General features: G+C 74.3%; 13 protein-coding genes. 5 read left to right on the top strand and 8 right to left on the bottom strand.

Annotated elements, in window-relative coordinates:
* The first annotated feature begins 41 nt into the window (after positions 1–41).
* The 3 genes from ASC60_RS30125 (at position 42) to ASC60_RS30115 (ending at position 7,920) form a co-directional block, all read left to right on the top strand.
* On the top strand, positions 42–1,574 hold the full coding sequence (locus ASC60_RS30125) for a hypothetical protein (RefSeq protein ID WP_055556480.1): 1,533 nt from the start codon (positions 42–44) through the stop codon (positions 1,572–1,574).
* A 77-nt stretch (positions 1,575–1,651) separates the two neighbouring features.
* Entirely contained in the window at positions 1,652–2,545 is an 894-nt protein-coding gene (locus tag ASC60_RS30120) for a hypothetical protein (protein WP_055556478.1), read from the top strand.
* 77 nt (positions 2,546–2,622) lie between these two features.
* Positions 2,623–7,920, top strand: a complete 5,298-nt coding sequence (locus ASC60_RS30115) for a hypothetical protein (RefSeq protein WP_055556476.1) — start codon at positions 2,623–2,625, stop codon at positions 7,918–7,920.
* A gap of 10 nt (positions 7,921–7,930) precedes the next feature.
* On the opposite strand, the gene ASC60_RS43805 is transcribed toward ASC60_RS30115, so the two are convergent.
* From ASC60_RS43805 to ASC60_RS30080, 7 genes are all read right to left on the bottom strand, one after another.
* Positions 7,931–8,143, bottom strand: a complete 213-nt coding sequence (locus tag ASC60_RS43805; protein WP_055556474.1) for an Ig-like domain repeat protein — start codon at positions 8,141–8,143, stop codon at positions 7,931–7,933.
* Positions 8,144–8,211: 68 nt separating this feature from the next.
* Positions 8,212–9,777 (bottom strand): APC family permease, encoded by a 1,566-nt coding sequence (locus ASC60_RS30105; protein ID WP_055556472.1) that lies wholly within the window; start codon positions 9,775–9,777, stop codon positions 8,212–8,214.
* Between the two features lie 31 nt (positions 9,778–9,808).
* Positions 9,809–11,275 (bottom strand): aldehyde dehydrogenase family protein, encoded by a 1,467-nt coding sequence (locus ASC60_RS30100; RefSeq protein ID WP_370592979.1) that lies wholly within the window; start codon positions 11,273–11,275, stop codon positions 9,809–9,811.
* Complete coding sequence (locus ASC60_RS30095) at positions 11,272–12,429, bottom strand: aromatic ring-hydroxylating dioxygenase subunit alpha (RefSeq protein WP_055556468.1); 1,158 nt, start codon at positions 12,427–12,429, stop codon at positions 11,272–11,274. Before ASC60_RS30095 ends, ASC60_RS30100 begins: the two co-directional genes overlap by 4 nt.
* Positions 12,430–12,502: 73 nt before the next feature.
* Positions 12,503–14,992 (bottom strand): FAD-dependent oxidoreductase, encoded by a 2,490-nt coding sequence (locus tag ASC60_RS30090; protein ID WP_055556466.1) that lies wholly within the window; start codon positions 14,990–14,992, stop codon positions 12,503–12,505.
* Positions 14,993–15,021: 29 nt separating this feature from the next.
* Positions 15,022–16,107 carry an S-(hydroxymethyl)mycothiol dehydrogenase gene (locus tag ASC60_RS30085; protein WP_055556464.1) on the bottom strand — a complete coding sequence of 362 codons (1,086 nt, stop codon included), beginning with the start codon at positions 16,105–16,107 and terminating at the stop codon, positions 15,022–15,024.
* A gap of 304 nt (positions 16,108–16,411) precedes the next feature.
* Positions 16,412–17,209, bottom strand: coding sequence for an IclR family transcriptional regulator (locus ASC60_RS30080; RefSeq protein WP_055556462.1), 798 nt, complete (start codon positions 17,207–17,209; stop codon positions 16,412–16,414).
* Positions 17,210–17,358: 149 nt separating this feature from the next.
* Here ASC60_RS30080 and ASC60_RS30075 point away from each other — a divergent pair, with 149 nt between their 5' ends.
* Both ASC60_RS30075 and ASC60_RS30070 read left to right on the top strand, forming a co-directional pair.
* Positions 17,359–17,697 (top strand): bifunctional 3-phenylpropionate/cinnamic acid dioxygenase ferredoxin subunit, encoded by a 339-nt coding sequence (locus ASC60_RS30075; RefSeq protein WP_055556460.1) that lies wholly within the window; start codon positions 17,359–17,361, stop codon positions 17,695–17,697.
* A complete protein-coding gene (locus ASC60_RS30070) occupies positions 17,697–18,917 on the top strand; it encodes an NAD(P)/FAD-dependent oxidoreductase (RefSeq protein WP_055556607.1) in 1,221 nt (406 codons plus the stop codon). Before ASC60_RS30075 ends, ASC60_RS30070 begins: the two co-directional genes overlap by 1 nt.
* Here the strand turns inward: ASC60_RS30070 and ASC60_RS30065 are convergent.
* Positions 18,865–19,281 carry a hypothetical protein gene (locus tag ASC60_RS30065; RefSeq protein WP_055556458.1) on the bottom strand — a complete coding sequence of 139 codons (417 nt, stop codon included), beginning with the start codon at positions 19,279–19,281 and terminating at the stop codon, positions 18,865–18,867. The genes ASC60_RS30070 and ASC60_RS30065 overlap by 53 nt on opposite strands.
* Positions 19,282–19,384: the final 103 nt, after the last annotated feature.

Raw genomic sequence — 19,384 nt, 5'->3', positions numbered from 1 at the left:
CGTTTCGTGCGTTGTCGGTGCGACCGCCTAATCTGTGCGACGTGACATCTCCACCCCCCGGGGCGCCTGCGCCCCAGCTCAACGGCCATGACGGGGCGGCCCGCCCGGCGCCCGGCCCGGCCGCCGACGAGGGCCTGGCCCGTCGGCTGCGCGCGCTCGCGTGCACCGCGCCGCTCCACGACCTGGACACCCGCAAGGCCAACCTCGCGGGCGAGTACGGGGTGTACGCGATGGCCGAGGTCGCCCTCGCCGCCATCGACCTGGTCACGCTCAACATGGACTTCGACACCGGCGCCGACCACGAGCAGATAGTGGCCAGGCTGCTGCCCCGCGTCGCCGCCCAGGCCCCGGCGCGGCCCGCCGCCGAACACGAGCGCGTCGCCCGCTGGGTGCTGGAGAACCTGATCAACGTCGGCAGCGTGGACCGCGGCTTCCGCGCCGTGTACGGCACGTTCGGCGCCGACGGCGCGTATGTCCGGCGCGACTACGACTTCAAGCTGATCGAGGAGGTGCCGGGGCCCGGCGGCAGCGTCTATCTGCGCACCACCGACGAGGCGGTCAACGTCCTGGTCGGCGCCCTCGACACGGACGTCACCAGCGCCCAGATCGCCGCCGAGGTCAAGCTGGAGGTCCTCATCAGCCGCGGCCGCCTCGCCGACGCCCAACTCGCCGCCGAGCAGGCCCGCTACCGCACCGTCCAGTACTCCGAGACGCTGCGCCGCACGCTCGACGCGACCCGGCGCAACGTCCGCGCGGTCGACTGGCTGCGCACCGTCCCCGAGATGATCACCGAGGCGCTGGACCACGTAGCCGACCGCTACCGCCATGAGAACGCGATCCTGACCAACATCCGCAAGGCACGCGACGAGGCCGAGGGCGCCGAGCACAAGCGGCGCGCCGCCGAACTGGTCGACATCGTCAAGGACTGCATCCGCCGTCACACCCAGCTCCAGTCCCGGCTGCTGGAGGCCGGGCCGCTGTTCCGCGCCGAGCAGGACCGCCAGGCGTTCGCCCCGCCCGCCGCGCGCGCCGGACTCGACCTGTACGGACAGCTCCTGGCCCCGATCCTGCCGCGTCCCGTCGAGGAGGCGGGCCGGGTCACCGACGCGTTCTTCGCCCGCGGCACCGGCATGCGGACGCCCACCTCCGTGCGCGTCGGCGACCTCGTCGACATGCTCCTCACGCCGCCCGTCGAGCGCGAACACCTCGGCGCGGAGATGCCCGAGCCGGACCTCATCGCCACCCCCGACGACAGCCGCTTCAGCGAGGAACAGCTCGCGGTCGCCATGGAGCTGCTCGACCTCCCCGCCGACGCCCCGCGCCGCCTCTCCGGCCTCCTCGCCGACGCCCGCCGCCGCGACCCCGACCTGCCCTACCTGATCGCCCTCCTGGCCGTCCACGCCGCCAGCCCCCCGGTCGGCACCGCCTACCGCCAGGGCGAACAGCGGCTGCTGTTCGCCGTGGACGACGGCACCGAGCTGACCGACCCCGAATTCGGCGGCGCCGACCTGATACTGGGCACCGCCCTCCTGGACGCCGCGGGCATGGCCGCCGACCGGACGGAGGTGGCGTAGATGGCCCCCCACCCCGGCGGCACCGCGGCCGCCCCCGCCGCACCCCGTGAGCACGCCCCGCGCAAGGAGCTTCACCCGTGACCGAGTACGACGCCGCCGCCGACGCGGCACAGCCCGAGCCGACCGCCGCTCCGAGCGGTCCGGCGGGCGGGGTCACGCCCGCCGACGCGGCCGACGCGGCGCGGCTGGTCTCCTTCGGGCTGCAGCCCAAGCTGCTGCCCGCCCGGGACGTCGAATACGCCGAGCTGCTGCGCCGCTACCGCGACGAACCGGCCTTCGCCCGCCTCGCCGACGCCGTCGCCACCGGGCTCGGCCTGATCGTGCTGGAGGTGTCCACCCGCGCCGGGATGGCCGTGACCGCGGCCGAGGACTCCGTCTTCGCGGTCCGCATGGGCGACTACGCCCGCCGCGCCGCCAGCGACTCCGCCGACCGCTTCCTGCACGGCCTCGCCCACCTCGCGGTCGCCGCCATGGCGTTCCCGCGCCCCGAGGACCTGGCCGACGACGGGTACATCGGCCGGGTCACCGTCAACGGCGTCGACACCTTCGTACGGCAGGCCTGCGCCCGCCTGGAGGAGCGGGCCGCGGAGCAGGGCGAGAACACCGACCCGGCCACCGACGCGCCCGGCCTGGAGGCCGCCTGGCGGGTCTACGCGCGGCGCAGCGCCACCGGGGCGACCAAGGACGCCCGCCGGCTGGCCGGTTCGACGACCGGCATCATCGGCAAGGCCGTCGCCTTCCTCGTCGACTCCGGCTTCCTCCAGCGCACCGGGGACGAGTCCGGCGGTACGTACCGCACCACCGCCCGCTATCAGTTGCAGGTGCGGGACATGGCGGCCGGCGCCGCCATGTCCGAGCTGCTGGCCCTCGGCGTCGTGCCGGTCGGCGACGGCAGCGCCACGCTGCTGCCGCCGGACGAGAGCGACGACCTCGACCTCGTCGCCGACGCCGGTCTGCCCTTCCACTCCTGACCCTTCCTTCCCGACCGTTGCACTCCTGACCGTCGCCCGGCCCGTCCAGCCCCTTCCCACAACGAGAGTCCGCCGCCATGTACGAGCTGTCCCGGATCCGTCTCTACTCCATCGGGCCGGCCGGTGCGCGCTATGCCGACACCGTCCTGGACCTGCGCGGAGTCGGCGATCCGGTGCCCAGCCCCGCGCCGGCCCAGGCGGAGTTCTTCGAGGACGAACCGGTCGGCCCGCCGCGCCGCCCCGCCCCCGCCGGGGTGCTCTTCCTGGAGAACGGCGGCGGCAAGTCCGTCCTCCTCAAGCTGATCTTCTCGGTCATGCTGCCCGGCCACCGGAACACCCTCGGCGGCGCCAGCTCCGGGGTGCTGCGCAAGTTCCTGCTCGCCGACGACTGCGGGCACGTCGCCCTGGAGTGGCAGCACACGGTCACCGGCGAGTCCATCGTGGTCGGCAAGGTCAGCGAGTGGCGCGGCCGCCAGGTCTCCAACGACCCGCGGAAGTTCGCCGAGGCGTGGTATTCGTTCCGCCCCGGCCCCGGGCTCAGCCTCGACTCGCTGCCGGTCGCCGAGGCCGCGTCGGTCCGCCCCGCCGCGGAGGGCGCCTCCACCGCCCGCGGCCGCCGCCGCACCATGAAGGGCTTCCGGGACGCCCTCACCGAGGCGGGCAAGGCGTATCCGCACCTCGACGTCGCCTGGGTGGAGATCCACGAGCGCTGGAACGAACACCTCGGCGAACTCGGCCTCGACCCCGAACTCTTCCGCTACCAGCGCGAGATGAACGCCGACGAGGGCGAGGCCGCCGGGCTCTTCGCCGTCAAGAACGACTCCGACTTCACCGACCTGCTGCTGCGCGCCGTCACCGACACCCGCGACACGGACGGGCTCGCCGACCTCGTCCACGGCTTCGCGCACAAGCTCGGCCGCCGCGCCGAGCTGATCGCCGAGCGCGACTTCACGGCCGGTTCGCTGGACCTGCTCCAGCGCATCGCCGACGCCGCCGAACGCCGCGAGCAGGCGCGCGGGGTGCACGCGGGCGCCGAGCGCCGCACCCGTACGCTCGCCCGGCGGCTCTCCGCGCGCGGCGCCGAGGAGCGGGGCCGCGCCGCCGAACTCGCCCAACAGGTCGCCGCCGCCGCGCACGCCGTCACCGAGGCGGAGACCGCGCGCGGCCGCAGCGGCCTGGTGGCCGCCGAAATCGCCTACCGCCACGCCTCGCTGGCCCTCGCCGCCGCCGAGAAGGGCGCCGCCGCCCAGCGCCGCGAACTCAACGACGCCCGCACCCTGCACTCCGCCTGGCAGGCCGCCGAGACGGTGCTCCGCCACCGCGCCGCCGCCGACCGCTCCGCGCGCGTGGCCGCCGCCATCCGCGAGGCCGAGCGGGACGCGGCCCCCGCGCTCGCCGCCCGCGCCAAGGCCGCCGCCGACCTCGTACGCGCCCTGCACGCGGCCGCGGAGGACGGCGAGCGGCACGCGGGCGAGGAGGAGGAGCGCTCCGCCGCCCTCCAGGAGACCAGCGAGGCCGCCCACCACGACGCCACCTCCGCCGCCACCGCCGCCCAGCGCGCCCGCAGCGAGGCCGAGCACCTGCGGCAGCGGCTCACGGAGGTCGAGCAGGAGACCGCCGAGGCCGTGCGCGCCGGATGGCTCGACGACTCCGCCCCCGACGCCGACCCCGCCCGGGCCGCGCTCGCCGCCAGCGATGCCGAGAAGACCACCGCCGCGGCCTGGGAGGCCGCCCGCGAGACGGCCGGGCGCACCGCCGACCACGCCAAGGCGGCCGCCGCCGAACAGGCCCGCGCCGAACTGGCCGCCGCCCGGGCGGCCGACGCGGCGCGCGCGGCGGAGTCGGCGTACGACGCGGAGCGGCGCGCCGCCGAGGCCCTCGGCGCCGAGCCGCGCCTCATCGAACTGCTGGGCCTCCCGCAGCCCACCGCCGCCATCCCCGCGGCGCGCTCGTCCGCGGCCGAGTCGTCCCGCGCGGGCTGGGTCACGGTCCGGGTGGACGACGACCCGGACGCGGACGACATGCTGGGCCTGTCCCAGCTCCCCGCCGCCTTCCGCGCGGCCCCCGCCACCCGCACGCCCGGCGAGTGCGCCCAGGACGCCGACCACGCGTACGCCGACGACGACGCCACCGACATCCGCGGCCCGCGCGCGGACGCCGACGAGGACCCCCCGACCCCGCCCACCGGCACCCACGCGGCCGACTCCCGCCCGAAGGGCCGGGTGACGGTCCGCGTAGACGATGCGCCATGCGCCGCGTCGGCGGCCGGGGCCGAAGGCCCGGGCCCGGGTGGCAACGGCGGTGCCGGGCGTGTGTACGCGGCCGATTCGCCGCCGCCGGGGCGGGTGACGGCCCGGGTCGGGGACGACGGGGACGGCGGGGACGGCGACGAGCGGGCCTCCGCCGACGCGGACGCGGGCAGCGCACCCGACGACGAGCAGGCCCCGGACGCCGGGCAGCCGCGGCCGGCGGACGACGCGTCCGGCGACGAGCAGGGCTGCTGGGCCCCCGGGGTCGGGGACGACGACAGCGGCGCGTCCGCCGACGGAGAGGACGGCGCCCCGCGCGCCGCCGCGCCCGCGTCCACGCCCGCGCCCGCGCCGCGGGCCGTCGGGGACGGGCCGCTGACCGCCGAGGAGCTGGACCGGAACGTCGAGGCGCTGCGGGAGCTGCTGGAGGAGAGCGTGGGCTCCGCCGAGCGGCAGCTGTTCGACCTGCGGACCGCCGCCGCCGACGACTCGCGCATCCTCGCGGCGCTCGGCGACGGCGGGCTGCTGCCGCCCAGCCCCGACGTGCTGGCCGCCGTCGAGTACCTGGGTGAGCACGGCATCCCCGCGCTGCCCGGCTGGCGCTACCTGGCCCAGGCCGTCGATCCCGCCGACCACGCGGCCGTGCTCGCGGCCCGCCCCGAGCTGGTGGACGGCGTCGTCATCACCGACCCCGACACCCACGCCCGGGCCCGCGCGGTGCTGGGGCAGGCATCGCTGCTGCCGCGGTCGGCCGTGGCGGTCGGGACGGCGGCCGCGCTGCTCGCGCCGACGCCCGCGCCCGGATCCGGTGAGGACAGCGGGGTGTTCCTCGTTCCGCCGAACCCGGCGATGCACGACGAGCGCGCCGCGGACGACGAGCGGCGCGGACTGCGCGACCGGGCCACCGCGCGGGACGAGGAGATCCGGGCGCTGGCCGCCCGGCTGTCCGGGGACCGGGCGCTGGCGGCCCGGCTGTCGTCGTGGCGCGCCGGATGCCCGGCCGGGCGGCTCGCCGAGCTGGCGGCCGCCGCCGAGGGCGCCGCGGAGGCCGCCGAGACGGCGCAGCGGGAGCTGGTGGAGGCGCGTACGGCGCGGGCCGAGGCGGACGAGGCGGCCACCGAGGCGGCCCGGGTCCGGGACGAGCGGCAGGAGGCCGCGCAGCGGGCCCGCCGGGTGGCGGACGCGCTGGCGGGGCTCGCGTACCGGCTGCGTGAGCGCGCCACCTGGCAGACCCGGCTGCGCGAACTCGCCGAAGAGGCGGCCGAGGCCGAGGAGCAGGCCGCCGCCTGCGTGGACCGGGCGCGCGCCGCCGACGAGGACCGGCGCGCGGCCCAGCGCGCGGCCGACGACGCGCACCGCACCGCCCGCGCCCTGCGCGCCGAGCGGGCGGAGATCGCCGGGGCGCCCGACGACCTGGGCGAGGACACCGAGCCGCCCACCGCGTCGCTGCCCGCGCTCCGCGAGGCGTACCGCGCGGCCTCCCAGGTGTACGAGAAGGTCGGCGTCGGCGCCGATCTGCGGGCCGAACAGGCCCGTGCGGAGAGCGACGAGAGTGCGGCGCTCGCCACCCTCGACCGGCTCACCAACAAGGTCCGCACCCGCGCCGCCCAGCTGCTGGAGGGCACCGACGGCGCCGACGGCCCGTCCCGGCAGGCCGCGGCGGCCCGCGCCGAATCGCTGGTCCAGATGCTGGAGACCCGCGCGTCGGCGGCGAGCGAACAGCTCGGCAGGCTGCGCGGCGAGGCCGAGCGGCTGGCCCCGGCCGACGGCGACGACGCCCACACCGCCCTGCCGGAGGAGATGGTTCCGGCCGATGCGGAGCAGGCCAAGGAGCTGCTGCGCACGGCCAACGCCGAGCTCGCCGCCCGCACGGACGCGCTGGACACCGCCCGCACCGCCCACGCCGACCTGCTGCGCGCCCACCGCTCCGCCGAGGACGCGGCGGGCGGCTTCGACGAGACCGCCGCCCTGCTGCGGGACCTGCTCCGGGAGGGCCCCGGCGCCGAGGACGACGGCGAGCGCCCCGACCCGTACGCGGGCGGACTCGACGAGGCCCGGCAGGCGGCCACCGAGGCCCGCCGCTCGCTGCGCGGCTGCGCGGCCGATCTGTCGGGCGCCGAGTCGGCGGTCCGGGAGGCGAGCGACGTCCTCGTACGGCACGCCAACTCCACCCGCTACGAGCAGGTCCGCACCCCCGCCCGCCAGCAGATCCGCGAACTGCCCGCGGCCGCGCTGCCCGAGCACGCCACCGCCTGGGCGGACGCGTTCGCGCCCCGGCTGCGGGTGCTGACCGACGAGCTGGAGCAGCTGGAGCGCAACCGGGACTCCATCGTCGACCGGCTGCGCGGCCTGGTCGAGTCGTGCCTAGCCACGCTCCGTTCGGCGCAGCGGCTCTCCCGGCTCCCGGAGGGGCTCGGTGAATGGTCGGGGCAGGAGTTCCTGCGGATCCGGTTCGACGACCCGGACCAGGCGACGCTCACCGAGCGGCTGGGCGAGGTCATCGACGAGGCGACCCGCTCGGCGGTGAAGAAGAACTCCGACCTGCGCCGGGACGGCATGTCCCTGCTGCTGCGCGGCGTCTCCGCGGCGCTCCAGCCGCGCGGGGTGGCCGTGGAGATCCTGAAGCCGGACGCGGTGCTGCGCGCGGAGCGGGTGCCGGTGGGGCAGATGGGCGACGTCTTCTCCGGCGGCCAGCTGCTGACCGCCGCCATCGCCCTGTACTGCACGATGGCGGCGCTGCGCAGCAACGACCGGGGCCGCGACAAGCACCGCCACGCGGGCACGCTGTTCCTCGACAACCCGATCGGCCGGGCCAACGCGACGTATCTGCTGGAGCTCCAGCGGGCGGTCGCGGACGCGCTGGGCGTCCAGCTGCTCTACACGACGGGGCTGTTCGACACGACGGCGCTGGCCGAGTTCCCGCTGGTGATCCGGCTGCGGAACGACGCGGACCTGCGGGCCGGGCTCAAGTACATCAGCGTCGAGGAGCATCTGCGGCCGGGCCTGCCGGCGCAGGACCCGGAAGGGGAGCAGGTGCACGGCCAGATCACCGCGACGCGCATGTACCGGCGCCCGGAGGGGGACACGGGCGGCGCGCCCGCCGGGACACCGGCGGACGGCCCGTGAGCGCGCCGGGTCACGCCAGGCCGGTGGTGACGGTCTGGGTGGTGGCCCCGGCGGACGCCACGTAGTCGACGCTGCCGTTGTAGTCGGCGGTGACGGTGTACGTGCCCTTGGGCAGCGGGTTGAACGTCGCGGAGGCGGTGCCGTTCACCAGGGGCACGGTCTGCGGTGTGCGCCCCGGGATGGCGACGGTGACGGTTGCGGACTGAGGCCCCCAGTAACCCATTCCGGTGAGGCGCAAGGCAACGCCGCACACATCGCATCACCCGAACGGCGGAGCGCGCCGAGGCCCGGTCAGACCTTGGCCGCCGCCGGGGCGCCGCTGTCGCCGGCGCCCCCGCCCGGGCCCCCGTCCGGCGCCGCGTGCTCGGCCAGCACGCCCGTACGGTGGCGCTGGACGCACCAGTAGTAGGCGAAGCCGCCGAGCGCGACCGTCCCCACGAAGAGGAACGCGCCCCAGCGCAGATACCAGTGGTGCGGGGGAGCCGCGTTGTAGACCGCGTCGCGCGGCCAGGCCAGGTTGAGGGTCATGCCCGCGCCCCACAGCACCGCGAGCACATTGACCGGCAGCCCGAACCGCCCGAGCGAGAACCGCCCCTCACCCGCCGGAGTCCACCGGCCCCGCACCCGGGCCACCAGCATCGGCAGCGTGACCAGCAGATACGCCACGTAGATCATGATGATCCCGATGCTGGTCACCACCGAGAAGATCTGCGGCTGACGGATGTTGACGGCCAGCACGGCCAGCGCGAGCAGGCCGACGATCACCGCGGGCAGCACCGGGGTCTGGAAGCGCGGGCTCACCCGGGCCATCAGCGACGCGGCGGGCAGGTTGTTGTCCCGGGACATCGCGAACGCCAGCCGTACGGCCGCGGTGTGCACCGCCAGCGCGCACACGGTCACCGCGATCAGCACGCACCACAGCATCGCCTTGCCGACCGTCGGCCCCAGCACGTCCAGCACCACGTACTGCAGACCGTCCGTGGACAGCCCCTTGCCGGTCAGGCTCCCGACGCTCATCAGCGCCAGCAGCAGGATCAGCCCGCCCAGCACGAAGGACGCGATGAGCGCGCGCAGGATCGCCCGGGGCGCGTTGCGCGAGGGGTCCAGGGATTCCTCGCCGAGGGATGCGGCGGTGTCGAAGCCGTACATGACGTACGCGGAGGCCAGCGAGGCGGTGAGGAAGGCGCCCAGATAGCCGAGGTTCTGCCCGGAACCGGTGTGCGCGGTGTCCGTGACCACGCCCGGACCGCGCACCACGTGGACGGCGAGGAGGACGATCAGCACGACCGTGGCGACGAGTTCGAGGAACACCCCGGCCGTGTTGATCCGGGCCATCAGCTTGACCCCGAAGGCGTTGACCAGCGTGGTGAAGAGGATGAGCACGGTGGCCAGCAGCACCGCGTTGGTCGCCGTGTCGTACGTACCGGAGCCGTCCCCGATGAACTGGAACGACGAGGATATCTGCGGCAGCGTGAGCTGATAGGCGAGGGCGACGGCGGCCAGCGACACGATGGAGGCGACCAGCATCATCCACCCGGCCAGCCAGCCCACGTGCGCGTTGCCGAGCCGCTTCGACCAGTTGTAGACGGATCCGGCGACCGGATGGCGGGCGGCCAGCTCGGCGAAGCACAGCGCGATCATGAGCTGTCCGGCGAAGACCATGGGCCAGGACCACCAGTAGGCGGGTCCGCCCTGGGCGAAGCCGAAGTAGAAGAGCTGGAAGGTGCCGGTGAGGATGGAGATGTAGCTGATCCCGGCGGCGAAGGTGTGGAAGCTGCCGAGGGTTCTCTTCAGTTCGGGGCGGTAGCCGAACTCGGTGAGCTCGGCGTCATCCTGTGCTGTGGACAAGGCGGACACTCCCCTATCGGGCCGGCGGGCCCCGCGCGGATCAGGTGAACCAACCCTGCGGCCTGGGGCGGGTGTTGCACCAGATGTGTTTCGCCTCCCGGTATTCGGCCAGCCCGCTCGGCCCCAGTTCCCGCCCCGTCCCCGACTGCTTGAACCCGCCCCACTCCGCCTGTGGCACCGACGGGTGGTAGTCGTTGATCCATACGGTGCCCAGCCGCAGCCGGGACGCGACCCGCCGCGCCCGTCCCTCGTCGCAGGACCACACCGCCCCGGCCAGCCCGTACACCGTGTCGTTGGCGAGCCGTATCGCCTCCTCCTCCGAGGTGAAACGTTCCACCGTGAGGACCGGCCCGAAGGACTCGTCGGCCAGCACCGACATCCCGCTGTGACAGGAGTCGAGCACCGTCGGACGGTAGTAGAAGCCGTCCCGCAGCTCCGGATCCTCCGGCCGGGAGCCGCCGCAGCGCAGCCGGGCGCCCTCCGCGAGCCCGGTGGCCACGTACGCCTCGACCTTGGCCCGGTGCGCGGCCGAGATCAGCGGACCGGTCTGGGCCCGCTCGTCGAACGGCCCGCCGAGCCGGATCCTCCGGGCGCGCCGCACCACCTCCTCCACGAAGGCGTCGTGCACCGGGTTCTGCACCAGCAGCCGGGCACCGGCCGAGCAGACCTGCCCCGAGTGCAGGAAGACGGCGGTGAGCGCGTGGTCGACGGCGGCCTCGAAGTCCGCGTCCGCGAACACGATGTTGGGGTTCTTGCCGCCCAGCTCCAGAAAGGTCCGTTTGACCGTGCCGGAGGCCGCGGCCATGACGCGCCGCCCGGTCCGCAGACCACCGGTGAAGGACACCAGGTCCACATCGGGGTTGTCGGTGAGCGGGGCGCCCGCCTCGGCGCCCGGCCCCAGCACCAGATTGGCCGCCCCGCCCGGCAGCCCCGCCTCGTCCAGCAGCCGCATCAGCGCGATGGCCGTGGACGGGGTCAGCTCGCTGGGCTTGAGGACGATGGCGTTGCCCGCGGCGAGCGCCGGCGCCACCTTCCACGCGGTCTGCAGCAGCGGATAGTTCCACGGGGTGATCAGCGCGCAGACCCCGACCGGTTCGTGGACGACCCGGCTGACGGCGTCCTCGGTGCCGGTGTCCACGATCCGGTCCGCCTCGGTGCGCACCAGCTGCCCGTAGTAGCGGAAGCAGGCGATCACATCGTCGACGTCCCCCTCGCTCTCCACCAGCCGCTTCCCGGTGTCCAGGGACTCCGCCCGGGCCAGGGCCGCCCTGTCCCGGGCCAGCAGACCGGCGACCCGCAGCAGCAGCTCCCCGCGGGCGGCGACCGGGGTACGCGGCCACGGGCCGTGGTCGAACGCCTGCCGGGCGGCGGCCACCGCCTCGGCCGCGTCCTTGCCGCCGCCCTCGTCGACGACCGCCACCAGCGAGCCGTCGGCCGGACATCTGATCTCCCGGGTGCGCTCGTCGACCGCCCCGGTCCACTGGCCGCCTATGAAGAGATCCCTCACGGGCATTCCTCCCCGTCCGGGGCCGGGACCCGGTCGGTCACCCATCGGTGGAAGGCCCCGATGTGGTGTTCGCTGGGCACGAGCACCCCGCCGCGGCGGTACGCGCGCGAGTCCATGGCGGGCTGGGTGCGCTCACAGGCGTCGAAGTCCTGGACGTTGACCCGGTGGAACAGTTCGACCGACTTCGACAGGTCCCGCTCCGACGCCACCACCTCCGGCGCGTACAGCCAGTCACAGCTGATCAGCGTGCGGTCGGCGGCGAGCGGGAACATCCGGTGGACGATCACATGGTCGGGGACCAGATTGAGGAAGACCTGCGGCCGCACGGTGATCGCGTAGTAGCGGCGGTCCTGTTCGTCGGCGATGCCGCTGAACCGGTCGAAGCCCGCGCTGCCGTCCACCGTGAATCCCTGGGCCTCCTCGGCGAACTCGGCACCGTGCCCCACGAAGTACTGCGCCGCCAGGCCGTCGGCGAACTCCGGCAGCACCTCGGTGAGTTCGGGATGGATCGTGGCGCAGTGGTAGCACTCCATGAAGTTCTCGATGATCAGCTTCCAGTTGGCCTTGATGTCGTAGTCGATCCGGCGGCCGAGCGACAGCCCCGCCACGCCGTACCGCTCCACGGCCCCGGCGTCGCCGAGCCGTTCGGCGACCGCCCCGACGACGGTCTCCTCGAACGACGGCGGCTCATCGGCCAGGCACACCCAGGCGTACCCCAGCCATTCGCGCAGCCGCACCGGCAGCAGCCCGCGCTCGGTGCGGTCCACATCGGGCATGCTCGTCAGGTTCGGGGCGGCGGTGAGCCGACCGTCCAGGTCGTATGTCCAGGCGTGGTACGGGCACTGGAGCGAGCGCCGCACCGTGCCCGACTCCTCGGTGCACAGCCGGGCGCCGCGGTGGCGGCAGACGTTGAGGAACGCGCGCAGCTCACCGGCGCGGTTGCGGGTGATCAGCACGCTCTCGCGGCCCACCCGCACGGTACGGAACGCCCCCGGCCGGTCCAGGTCGGCGCTGCGCGCCGCGCAGAACCACATCGCCTCGAAGAGGTGCTCCTGCTCCCGCCGGAAGACGGCGGGGGAGGTGTACCAGTGGCCGGGGAGGGTGCTGATCAGGCTGGGGGACGTGGCGGCGGGGGATTCGGGAGCCACGGTCATGGAATTCTCCGTAAGGTGGGCGCGGCGGTGGTCGGCCGACGGGAGGTCGAGGAGGTCGATCGGGCGCGGGGTGTCACCGGCGGATGCGGTCCATGCCCGGATCGAAGAGGGGTTCGGTGGCGACGGTCGCGGGGACCTTCTCCCCGAAGTACTCGATGTGGACGGCAGTGCCGGGGACGGCCACGTCGGCGGGCAGCCAGGCGTAGGCGACGGTGCGGCCGATGGTGTAGCCGTACGCGGCGCTGGTCACGTAGCCCGCGGGCCGCCCGGTCTCGCCGACGGCGTACACCGGCTCCTTGCCCATGACGATCGCGGCCGGATCGTCCAGGGTGAGACAGGCCAGCTTGCGCCGCGCCGTCGCCTCGCCGCGGCCCTCCAGGGCCGCGCGGCCCACGAAGTCGCCCTTGTCCATCCGGACGGCGAAGCCGACGCCCGCCTCGTACGGATCGTGCTCGGTGGTCATGTCATGGCCCCAGGCCCGGTAGCCCTTCTCCAGCCGCAGACTGTTGAACGCGGAGCGCCCGGCGGCGATCACCCCGTGCCGCTGCCCGGCCTCCCACAGCGTGTCCCACAGCCGCAGGCCCAGGTCGGCGGTGGTGTACAGCTCCCAGCCCAGCTCACCGACGTAGCTCAGCCGCATCGCGGTCACCGGGACATGGCCGATGTAGGTGCGCCGGGCCTTGAAGTAGCCGAACGCCCGGTGCGAGAAGTCGTCCGGGGTCAGCGGCTGGACCAGTTCCCGGGCGAGCGGACCCCACACCCCCACGCAGCAGGTGCCGGGCGTGATGTCGGCGATGTGGACGCCGTCGGGCGCGTGGCGCAGCAGCCAGTCCAGGTCGAGGCCGCTGTTCGCGCCCACCTGCCAGCGTTCACTCAAGCCGTGGCCCTCCGCGAGGCGCGCGACGGTCAGATCGCTGCGTACGCCCCCGGCCTCGTCCAGCAGCAGGGTGTAGGTGACCGCGCCCGGCTTCTTCGCGAGCTGGTTGGTGGTCATGCGCTGCAGGAAGTCCAGGGCGCCGGGGCCGGAGACCTCCAGCCGCTTGAGCGGGGTCATGTCGTACAGCGCGACCCGCTCCCGGGTGGCCTTGGCCTCGGCGGCGGCGATCGGCGACCAGTAGCGGGCCGACCAGGCGTCGCGCGCGGGCAGTTCGAGCCCCTCGGCGAGCGGGGCGTTGGCCTCGTACCAGTGCGGCCGCTCCCAGCCCCCGCCCTCCAGGAAGTACGCGCCCAGCGCCCGCTGGCGCTCGTAGAAAGGGCTGACCCGCAGGGGGCGCGGCCGCTCCATGGGCTGCAGCGGGTGGATGACGTCGTAGACCTCGGCGAAGCTCTGCGCACCGCGCTCGGCGATGTAGGCGGGGGAGGTCTGGGCGTCCTCGAAGCGGTACGGATCGCATGCGTGGACGTCGAGGGACGGCCGCCCGTCGGTCATCCACTCGGCGACGGCCTTGGCGACGCCCGCGGAGTGGGTCACCCACACCGCCTCGGCCAGCCAGAAGCCGCGCACCTCACGGGACTCGCCGATGACCGGCATTCCGTCGGGGGTGAAGGAGAAGACCCCGTTGAACCCCTCCTCGACGCGGCTCGCGCCGAGCGCCGGGATCAGCCCGACGCTGTCCTCCCAGGCGGGCGCGAAGTCCGCCTCGGTGAACGGCAGTGAGGACGGCATCACCGGCGCGTCGTCGTAGGCGGGCACCGCCGCCGGGTCGACCGGCATCGGGCGGTGGGCGTAACTGCCGATGCCGATGCGGTCGGTGTGCTCGCGGAAGTACAGATCGCGGTCCTGGAAGCGCAGCAGCGGCCGGCTCGCCTCGGTCCGCGGGTCGTTCACCCCGGCCAGCTCCGGCAGCGGCGCGGTCTTCGCGTACTGGTGGGCCAGTGGCAGCAGGGGGACGCGGACGCCCGCCATCGCACCGATCAGCGGCCCCCAGAACCCGGCCGCCGAGACGACGATGTCGGCGGGGAAGGTGCCCCGGTCGGTGACGACCGCGGTGACCCGGCCGCCCTCCTGCTCGATGCCGGTGACGGTGTGCCGCTCCAGGAAGCGGGCGCCGCGCGCGGTGGCCCGCTCCATCTGGGCACGGCAGGCGGGCAGCGCGCGGGCCAGCCCGTCGTCCGGGGTGTGGAAGCCGCCGAGGATCTTCTCCGGGTCCAGCAGCGGCCACAGTTCGGCGCACCGGGCGGGGGTGAGCAGTTCGCCCCGGACGCCCCAGGACGCGGCGAGCCCCGCCTTGCGGTGCAGATCGGCCCAGCGCTCCTCGCTGGTGGCGATCTCCAGACCGCCGACCGGGTTGAAGCAGGACAGCCCGTCGGCCTCCAGCGCGGAGAACTTCTCCACCGTGTAGACGGCGAACTCGGTGAGGGTCTTGGAGGGGCTGGTCCGGAACACCAGCCCGGGCGCGTGCGAGGTCGAGCCGCCGGGGGCGGGCAGCGGGCCCTGCTCCAGGACCGTGACCTGCGTCCAGCCGCGGGCGGTCAGCTCGTCGGCGAGTGAGCAGCCGACGATCCCGGCGCCGACGACGACGACGCGCCGACCCTTCTGACCACCGGTCGCATCCCTGGTCATCGGATCCCTGGTCATCGCATCCCTGGGCATCACAGCACCACCACCGAGCGCAGCACCTCACCGCGCTGCATCTTGGCGAACGCGGGTTCCACCTCGTCCAGCGGGATCGTCTCGCTGACGAACGCCTCCAGGTCGAGCTTGCGGCTGAGATGGAGGTCGACCAGGACGGGGAAGTCCCGGCTGGGCAGACAGTCCCCGTACCAGGACGACTTGAGCGCGCCGCCCCGCCCGAACACGTCGATCAGCGGCAGCTCGATGCGCATCTCCGGGTCGGGCACCCCGACCTGCACCAGCGTTCCGGCCAGATCGCGCATGTAGAAGCCCTGGCGGTAGGTCTCGGGGCGGCCCACCGCGTCGATGACGATGTCGGCGCCCACGCCCCCGGTCAGCTCGCGGACCGCCTCGACCGGGTCCGTACCCCGGGAGTTGACGGTGTCGGTGGCGCCGAAGCGGGTGGCCGCGTCCAGCTTGGCGTCGTCGATGTCCACGGCGATCACCCGGCGCGCCCCGGCCAGCGCGGACGCGGCGATCGCCGCGTTGCCGACCCCGCCGCAGCCGATGACCGCGACGGTGTCGCCGTTGGACACCCCGCCGGTGTGCACGGCCGCGCCGTAGCCGGCCATCACCCCGCAGCCGATCAGCCCGGCCGCCTCGGGGCGGGCCGACGGGTCGATCTTCACCGCCTGCCCCGCCGCGACCAGCGTCTTCTCGGCGAACGCGCCGATGCCGAGCGCCGTGCTCAGCCGGGTGCCGTCGGCGAGGGTCATGGGCTGGGCGGCGTTGCGGCTCTCGAAGCAGTACCAGGGGCGGCCGCGGCGGCAGGAGCGGCAGGCGCCGCAGGGCGCGCGCCAGGCCAGCACCACGTAGTCACCGGGAGCCAGCCCGGTGACCCCCGGGCCCACGGCCTCGACGATCCCGGCCGCCTCGTGTCCGAGCAGATACGGGAATTCGTCGCCGATGGCGCCGTCCCGGTAGTGCAGATCGGTGTGGCACACCCCGCACGCCTGGACCCCCACCAGCACCTCGCCGGGTCCGGGATCGGGCACGAGGACCGGCAGCACCTCCACGGGTGCGCCCCTTTTCAGCGCGACGACGGCGCGGACTTCTTGCGGCATGGCTCACTCCTCTGTTCTCCTGCGCTGGCAGGGACCGGTGCGTGGGAGCTGGCACGAGCTGGCATGAGCTAGGGGGAAGAGGTGGGGAAGCCAGCCGGTTCACGGGACGCTGGTTACCCCGCAGTTGCGTATGACGCGGCGTGTTGCGCGATGAGGGACATCCTGAAAGCCGCGTCCACGACGCGTCAAGAGGTACGCGCAAACCGTCCGTAAACCAGCGCTGACAGTGGGTTTCCCCTCCAGCGCACGACGAAGGGGCCGGATCGGATCCGGCCCCTTCGGGTGGGTGATGGGCGTTATCCGGTCAGCCGGGGAAGCCCATGCGGCGGGACAGCTCCTCGGCGGTCCTCATGGCCTGCTCGGCGAGATCCAGCAGATGGCTCTGGGCCATCCGGTACACCGGCCCGGAGACGCCGATCGCGCCGATGACCGCGCCGTCGTGGCCGCGCACCGGGGCCGCGACCGCGTTCAGCCCGATCTCCAGTTCCTCGCACGAGTAGGCGAAACCGCGCTCGGCGGCGGTCTCCAGTTGCTGCCGCAGCTCGGCCGATGTGGTGATGGTGTGTTCGGTGAACCGCGGCAGCTTCCGCGTCACCAGACGCTCCCGCCGCTCGCCGCTCAGATGGGCCAGCAGCATCTTGCCGCTGGCGGTCGCGTGCAGCGCGGTGCGCCGTCCCAGCCAGTTGTAGGCCGTCACGGCGGCGGCCCCGCGCGCCTGCATGATGTTGACCGCCGCGTCCCCGTCCAGGACCGCGATGTTGGCCGTCTCGCCGGTCTCGTCGGCCAGCGCCCGGCACACCGGGGCGCCCTCCTGCGAGATGTCGAGCCGGATGGCGGCCGCGCCCGCGAGTCTCAGCACCCCGGCGCCCAGGTAGTACTTCCCGCGCTCGCGCTCCTGGTCCACCAGCCCGCGGTTCTCCAGCACGCCCAGCAGCCGGAACGCGGTCGACTTGTGCACTCCCAGCTCATCGGCGATCTCGGTCACTCCGGCCTCGCCGAGTTTGGCGAGGATCTCCAGGACGCTGACCGCCCTGTCCACCGACTGCACTGCCCCGGCGGCCCCCCGCTTTTCCTCGGCCCGGTCCTCGGTCGTGTTCGTCATGGGTCTGATCTCACCATCCGGCGGCTCCGAGTGGGGCCTCTCGACGGGCAACTCTTGACGGCTGCCCTCCTAATCTGGATTCTGTTGCGCATCGCGCATTTCGATGCGCTATTCACAACGCATGATACCGATCTACGTGAGGGGGGCCAATGATTCCCGTCTGCCGTATCGAGGATCTGCCGGAAGGCGAGTCGGTGCGCATCGAGGCCGGCGACAGCCACGCGGCGATCGCGGTGTTCCACTCCGAAGGCGCGTTCTACGCCGTCGACGACACCTGCAGCCACCAGGACGCCTCCCTCTCCGAAGGCTGGGTCGAAGGCTGCTACGTCGAATGCCCGCTGCACGCGGCCCTGTTCGATCTGCGCTCCGGCATGCCCACCTGTCTGCCCGCCCGCAAGCCGGTACGGACGCATGCGGTCACGGTGGTCGACGGAATGCTCCATGTCCACCCCCTGGTGCCCGCCGCCCAGGAAGAAGCCGTCGCATGATGCGGACGGTCACCGTCGTCGGGGCCTCGCTCGCGGGACTGCACGCGGCGCGGGGCCTGCGCGACCAGGGCTACGACGGGCGGCTGGTGATCGTCGGCGAGGAGCGCCACCGCCCGTACGACCGCCCTCCGCTGTCGAAGGCGTTTCTGACCGGTGAGGGCCCGACCGGTGACGGCGGGCCGGACGGCGGCCTCGGCCCGCTCGCCCTCACCGACCCCGAGGACGAGGCCGAACTGGACGCCGAGTGGCTGCTCGGCGTCCGGGCCGACCGGCTGGACCCCAGGGCGGGCACGGTCGGGCTGGCCGACGGCCGCACCCTGCGCACCGACGGCGTCGTCATCGCCACCGGGGCCGCGCCCCGGACGCTGCGCGCCGCCGCCCCGCCCGGGGTGCACACCCTGCGCACCCTGGACGACGCCCGGCGGCTGCGCGCCGGCTTGAGGGCGGGGGCGGAGCGGGTGGTCGTCATCGGCGCCGGTTTCATCGGCGCCGAGGTCGCCTCCTCCTGTGCCGCGCTCGGTCTCGACGTGACCGTGGTGGAGGCCGCGCCACTGCCGCTCGTCCCGCAACTGGGGGAGCGCATGGCCCGGGCGTGCGCCGCCCTGCACGCCGCGCACGGCGTGACCTTGCTGTGCGGCACGGGCGTTGCCACTCTGCGCGGCACCCACCGCGTCACCGGCGTCGAACTCGCCGACGGCCGGGTGCTGCCCGCCGACGTGGTGGTCGTCGGGGTCGGGGTGCGCCCGGTCACCGGATGGCTGGAAGGCTCGGGACTGGCCCTGGACGACGGGGTGCTGTGCGACGAGGGCTGCGCCACCGCGCTGCCGTCCGTCGTCGCCGTCGGCGACGTGGCCCGCCTCGCCCTGCCCGGTACGGGACGCACCGTACGGGCCGAGCACTGGACCAGCGCCGCCGAACAGGGCGCGGTCGCCGCCCGCAACCTGCTTGCCGGGGCCACCGTCCAGCCCTTCGGCGCGCTGCCCTACTTCTGGTCCGACCAGTACGGCGCGCGCATCCAGTTCGCCGGCCGGCGCGAACCCGGCGACACCGTCCGCATCGCCGAGGGCGATCCCGATGCGGGCGCGGGCCCCGGCGGCGGCTTCCTCGCCGTCTACGAGCGCGACGCGATCCCCACCGCCGTCCTCGCCGTCAACCGCCCCAAACCGTTCACGCGGCTGCGCCGCGAGCTCGCCCGCGCTCCCCGGCTCGCCGCGCGCTGACCGCCTCCTTACGGGCCCGCCGGCGCTGCCGGCGCATCTCCCGCGCCGTGCTGCTGGGCCGGGACACCACCCCGTGACGCTGGTTCCACACCTGGCGGGTCACCCAGACGTCCAGCACCCCCCAGGTCGCCACCACCGTGCTCGCCACCGCGATGAGCACGGCGGGGAAGGCGAACCACGAACCGGCGAACGCGCACAGCACCGCCACCATCGCCAGCACCATCGTCACCGCCACGATGATGACCGCCCGCACCGCCGACGTGCGCACCGGATCGGGCAGCCGCCGTCTGCGGGCCGGCTCCTCGGTCCACAGCCGGCGGGCCCCCGGTGCCGGGATGTCGCGATCCTTGTCCAAGGCGTCCATGACGTTGCCACCCCTTTCGGTGCTGCCCCGGTCCGGTCGGTCACACATGGCGGGACTTGGGTCGTATGCACCCCCAGTGTGCCTTGTTGGATCACGAATGGCA

The sequence above is a fragment of the Streptomyces sp. NBRC 110028 genome (assembly GCF_001417735.1).
GTDB lineage: Bacteria > Actinomycetota > Actinomycetes > Streptomycetales > Streptomycetaceae > Streptomyces.
This window is presented reverse-complemented; position numbering and strand designations above follow the sequence as displayed.

Bases quoted from the DNA above. Each gene is read 5' to 3' on its own strand.
- ASC60_RS30115 (WP_055556476.1), top strand. From the start codon at position 2,623: ATGTACGAGCTGTCCCGGATCCGTCTCTACTCCATCGGGCCGGCCGGT.
- ASC60_RS43805 (WP_055556474.1), bottom strand. From the start codon at position 8,143: ATGGGTTACTGGGGGCCTCAGTCCGCAACCGTCACCGTCGCCATCCCG.
- ASC60_RS30095 (WP_055556468.1), bottom strand. From the start codon at position 12,429: ATGACCGTGGCTCCCGAATCCCCCGCCGCCACGTCCCCCAGCCTGATC.
- ASC60_RS30090 (WP_055556466.1), bottom strand. From the start codon at position 14,992: ATGACCAGGGATGCGACCGGTGGTCAGAAGGGTCGGCGCGTCGTCGTC.
- ASC60_RS30085 (WP_055556464.1), bottom strand. From the start codon at position 16,107: ATGCCGCAAGAAGTCCGCGCCGTCGTCGCGCTGAAAAGGGGCGCACCC.
- ASC60_RS30080 (WP_055556462.1), bottom strand. From the start codon at position 17,209: ATGACGAACACGACCGAGGACCGGGCCGAGGAAAAGCGGGGGGCCGCC.
- ASC60_RS30075 (WP_055556460.1), top strand. From the start codon at position 17,359: ATGATTCCCGTCTGCCGTATCGAGGATCTGCCGGAAGGCGAGTCGGTG.
- ASC60_RS30070 (WP_055556607.1), top strand. From the start codon at position 17,697: ATGCGGACGGTCACCGTCGTCGGGGCCTCGCTCGCGGGACTGCACGCG.
- ASC60_RS30065 (WP_055556458.1), bottom strand. From the start codon at position 19,281: ATGGACGCCTTGGACAAGGATCGCGACATCCCGGCACCGGGGGCCCGC.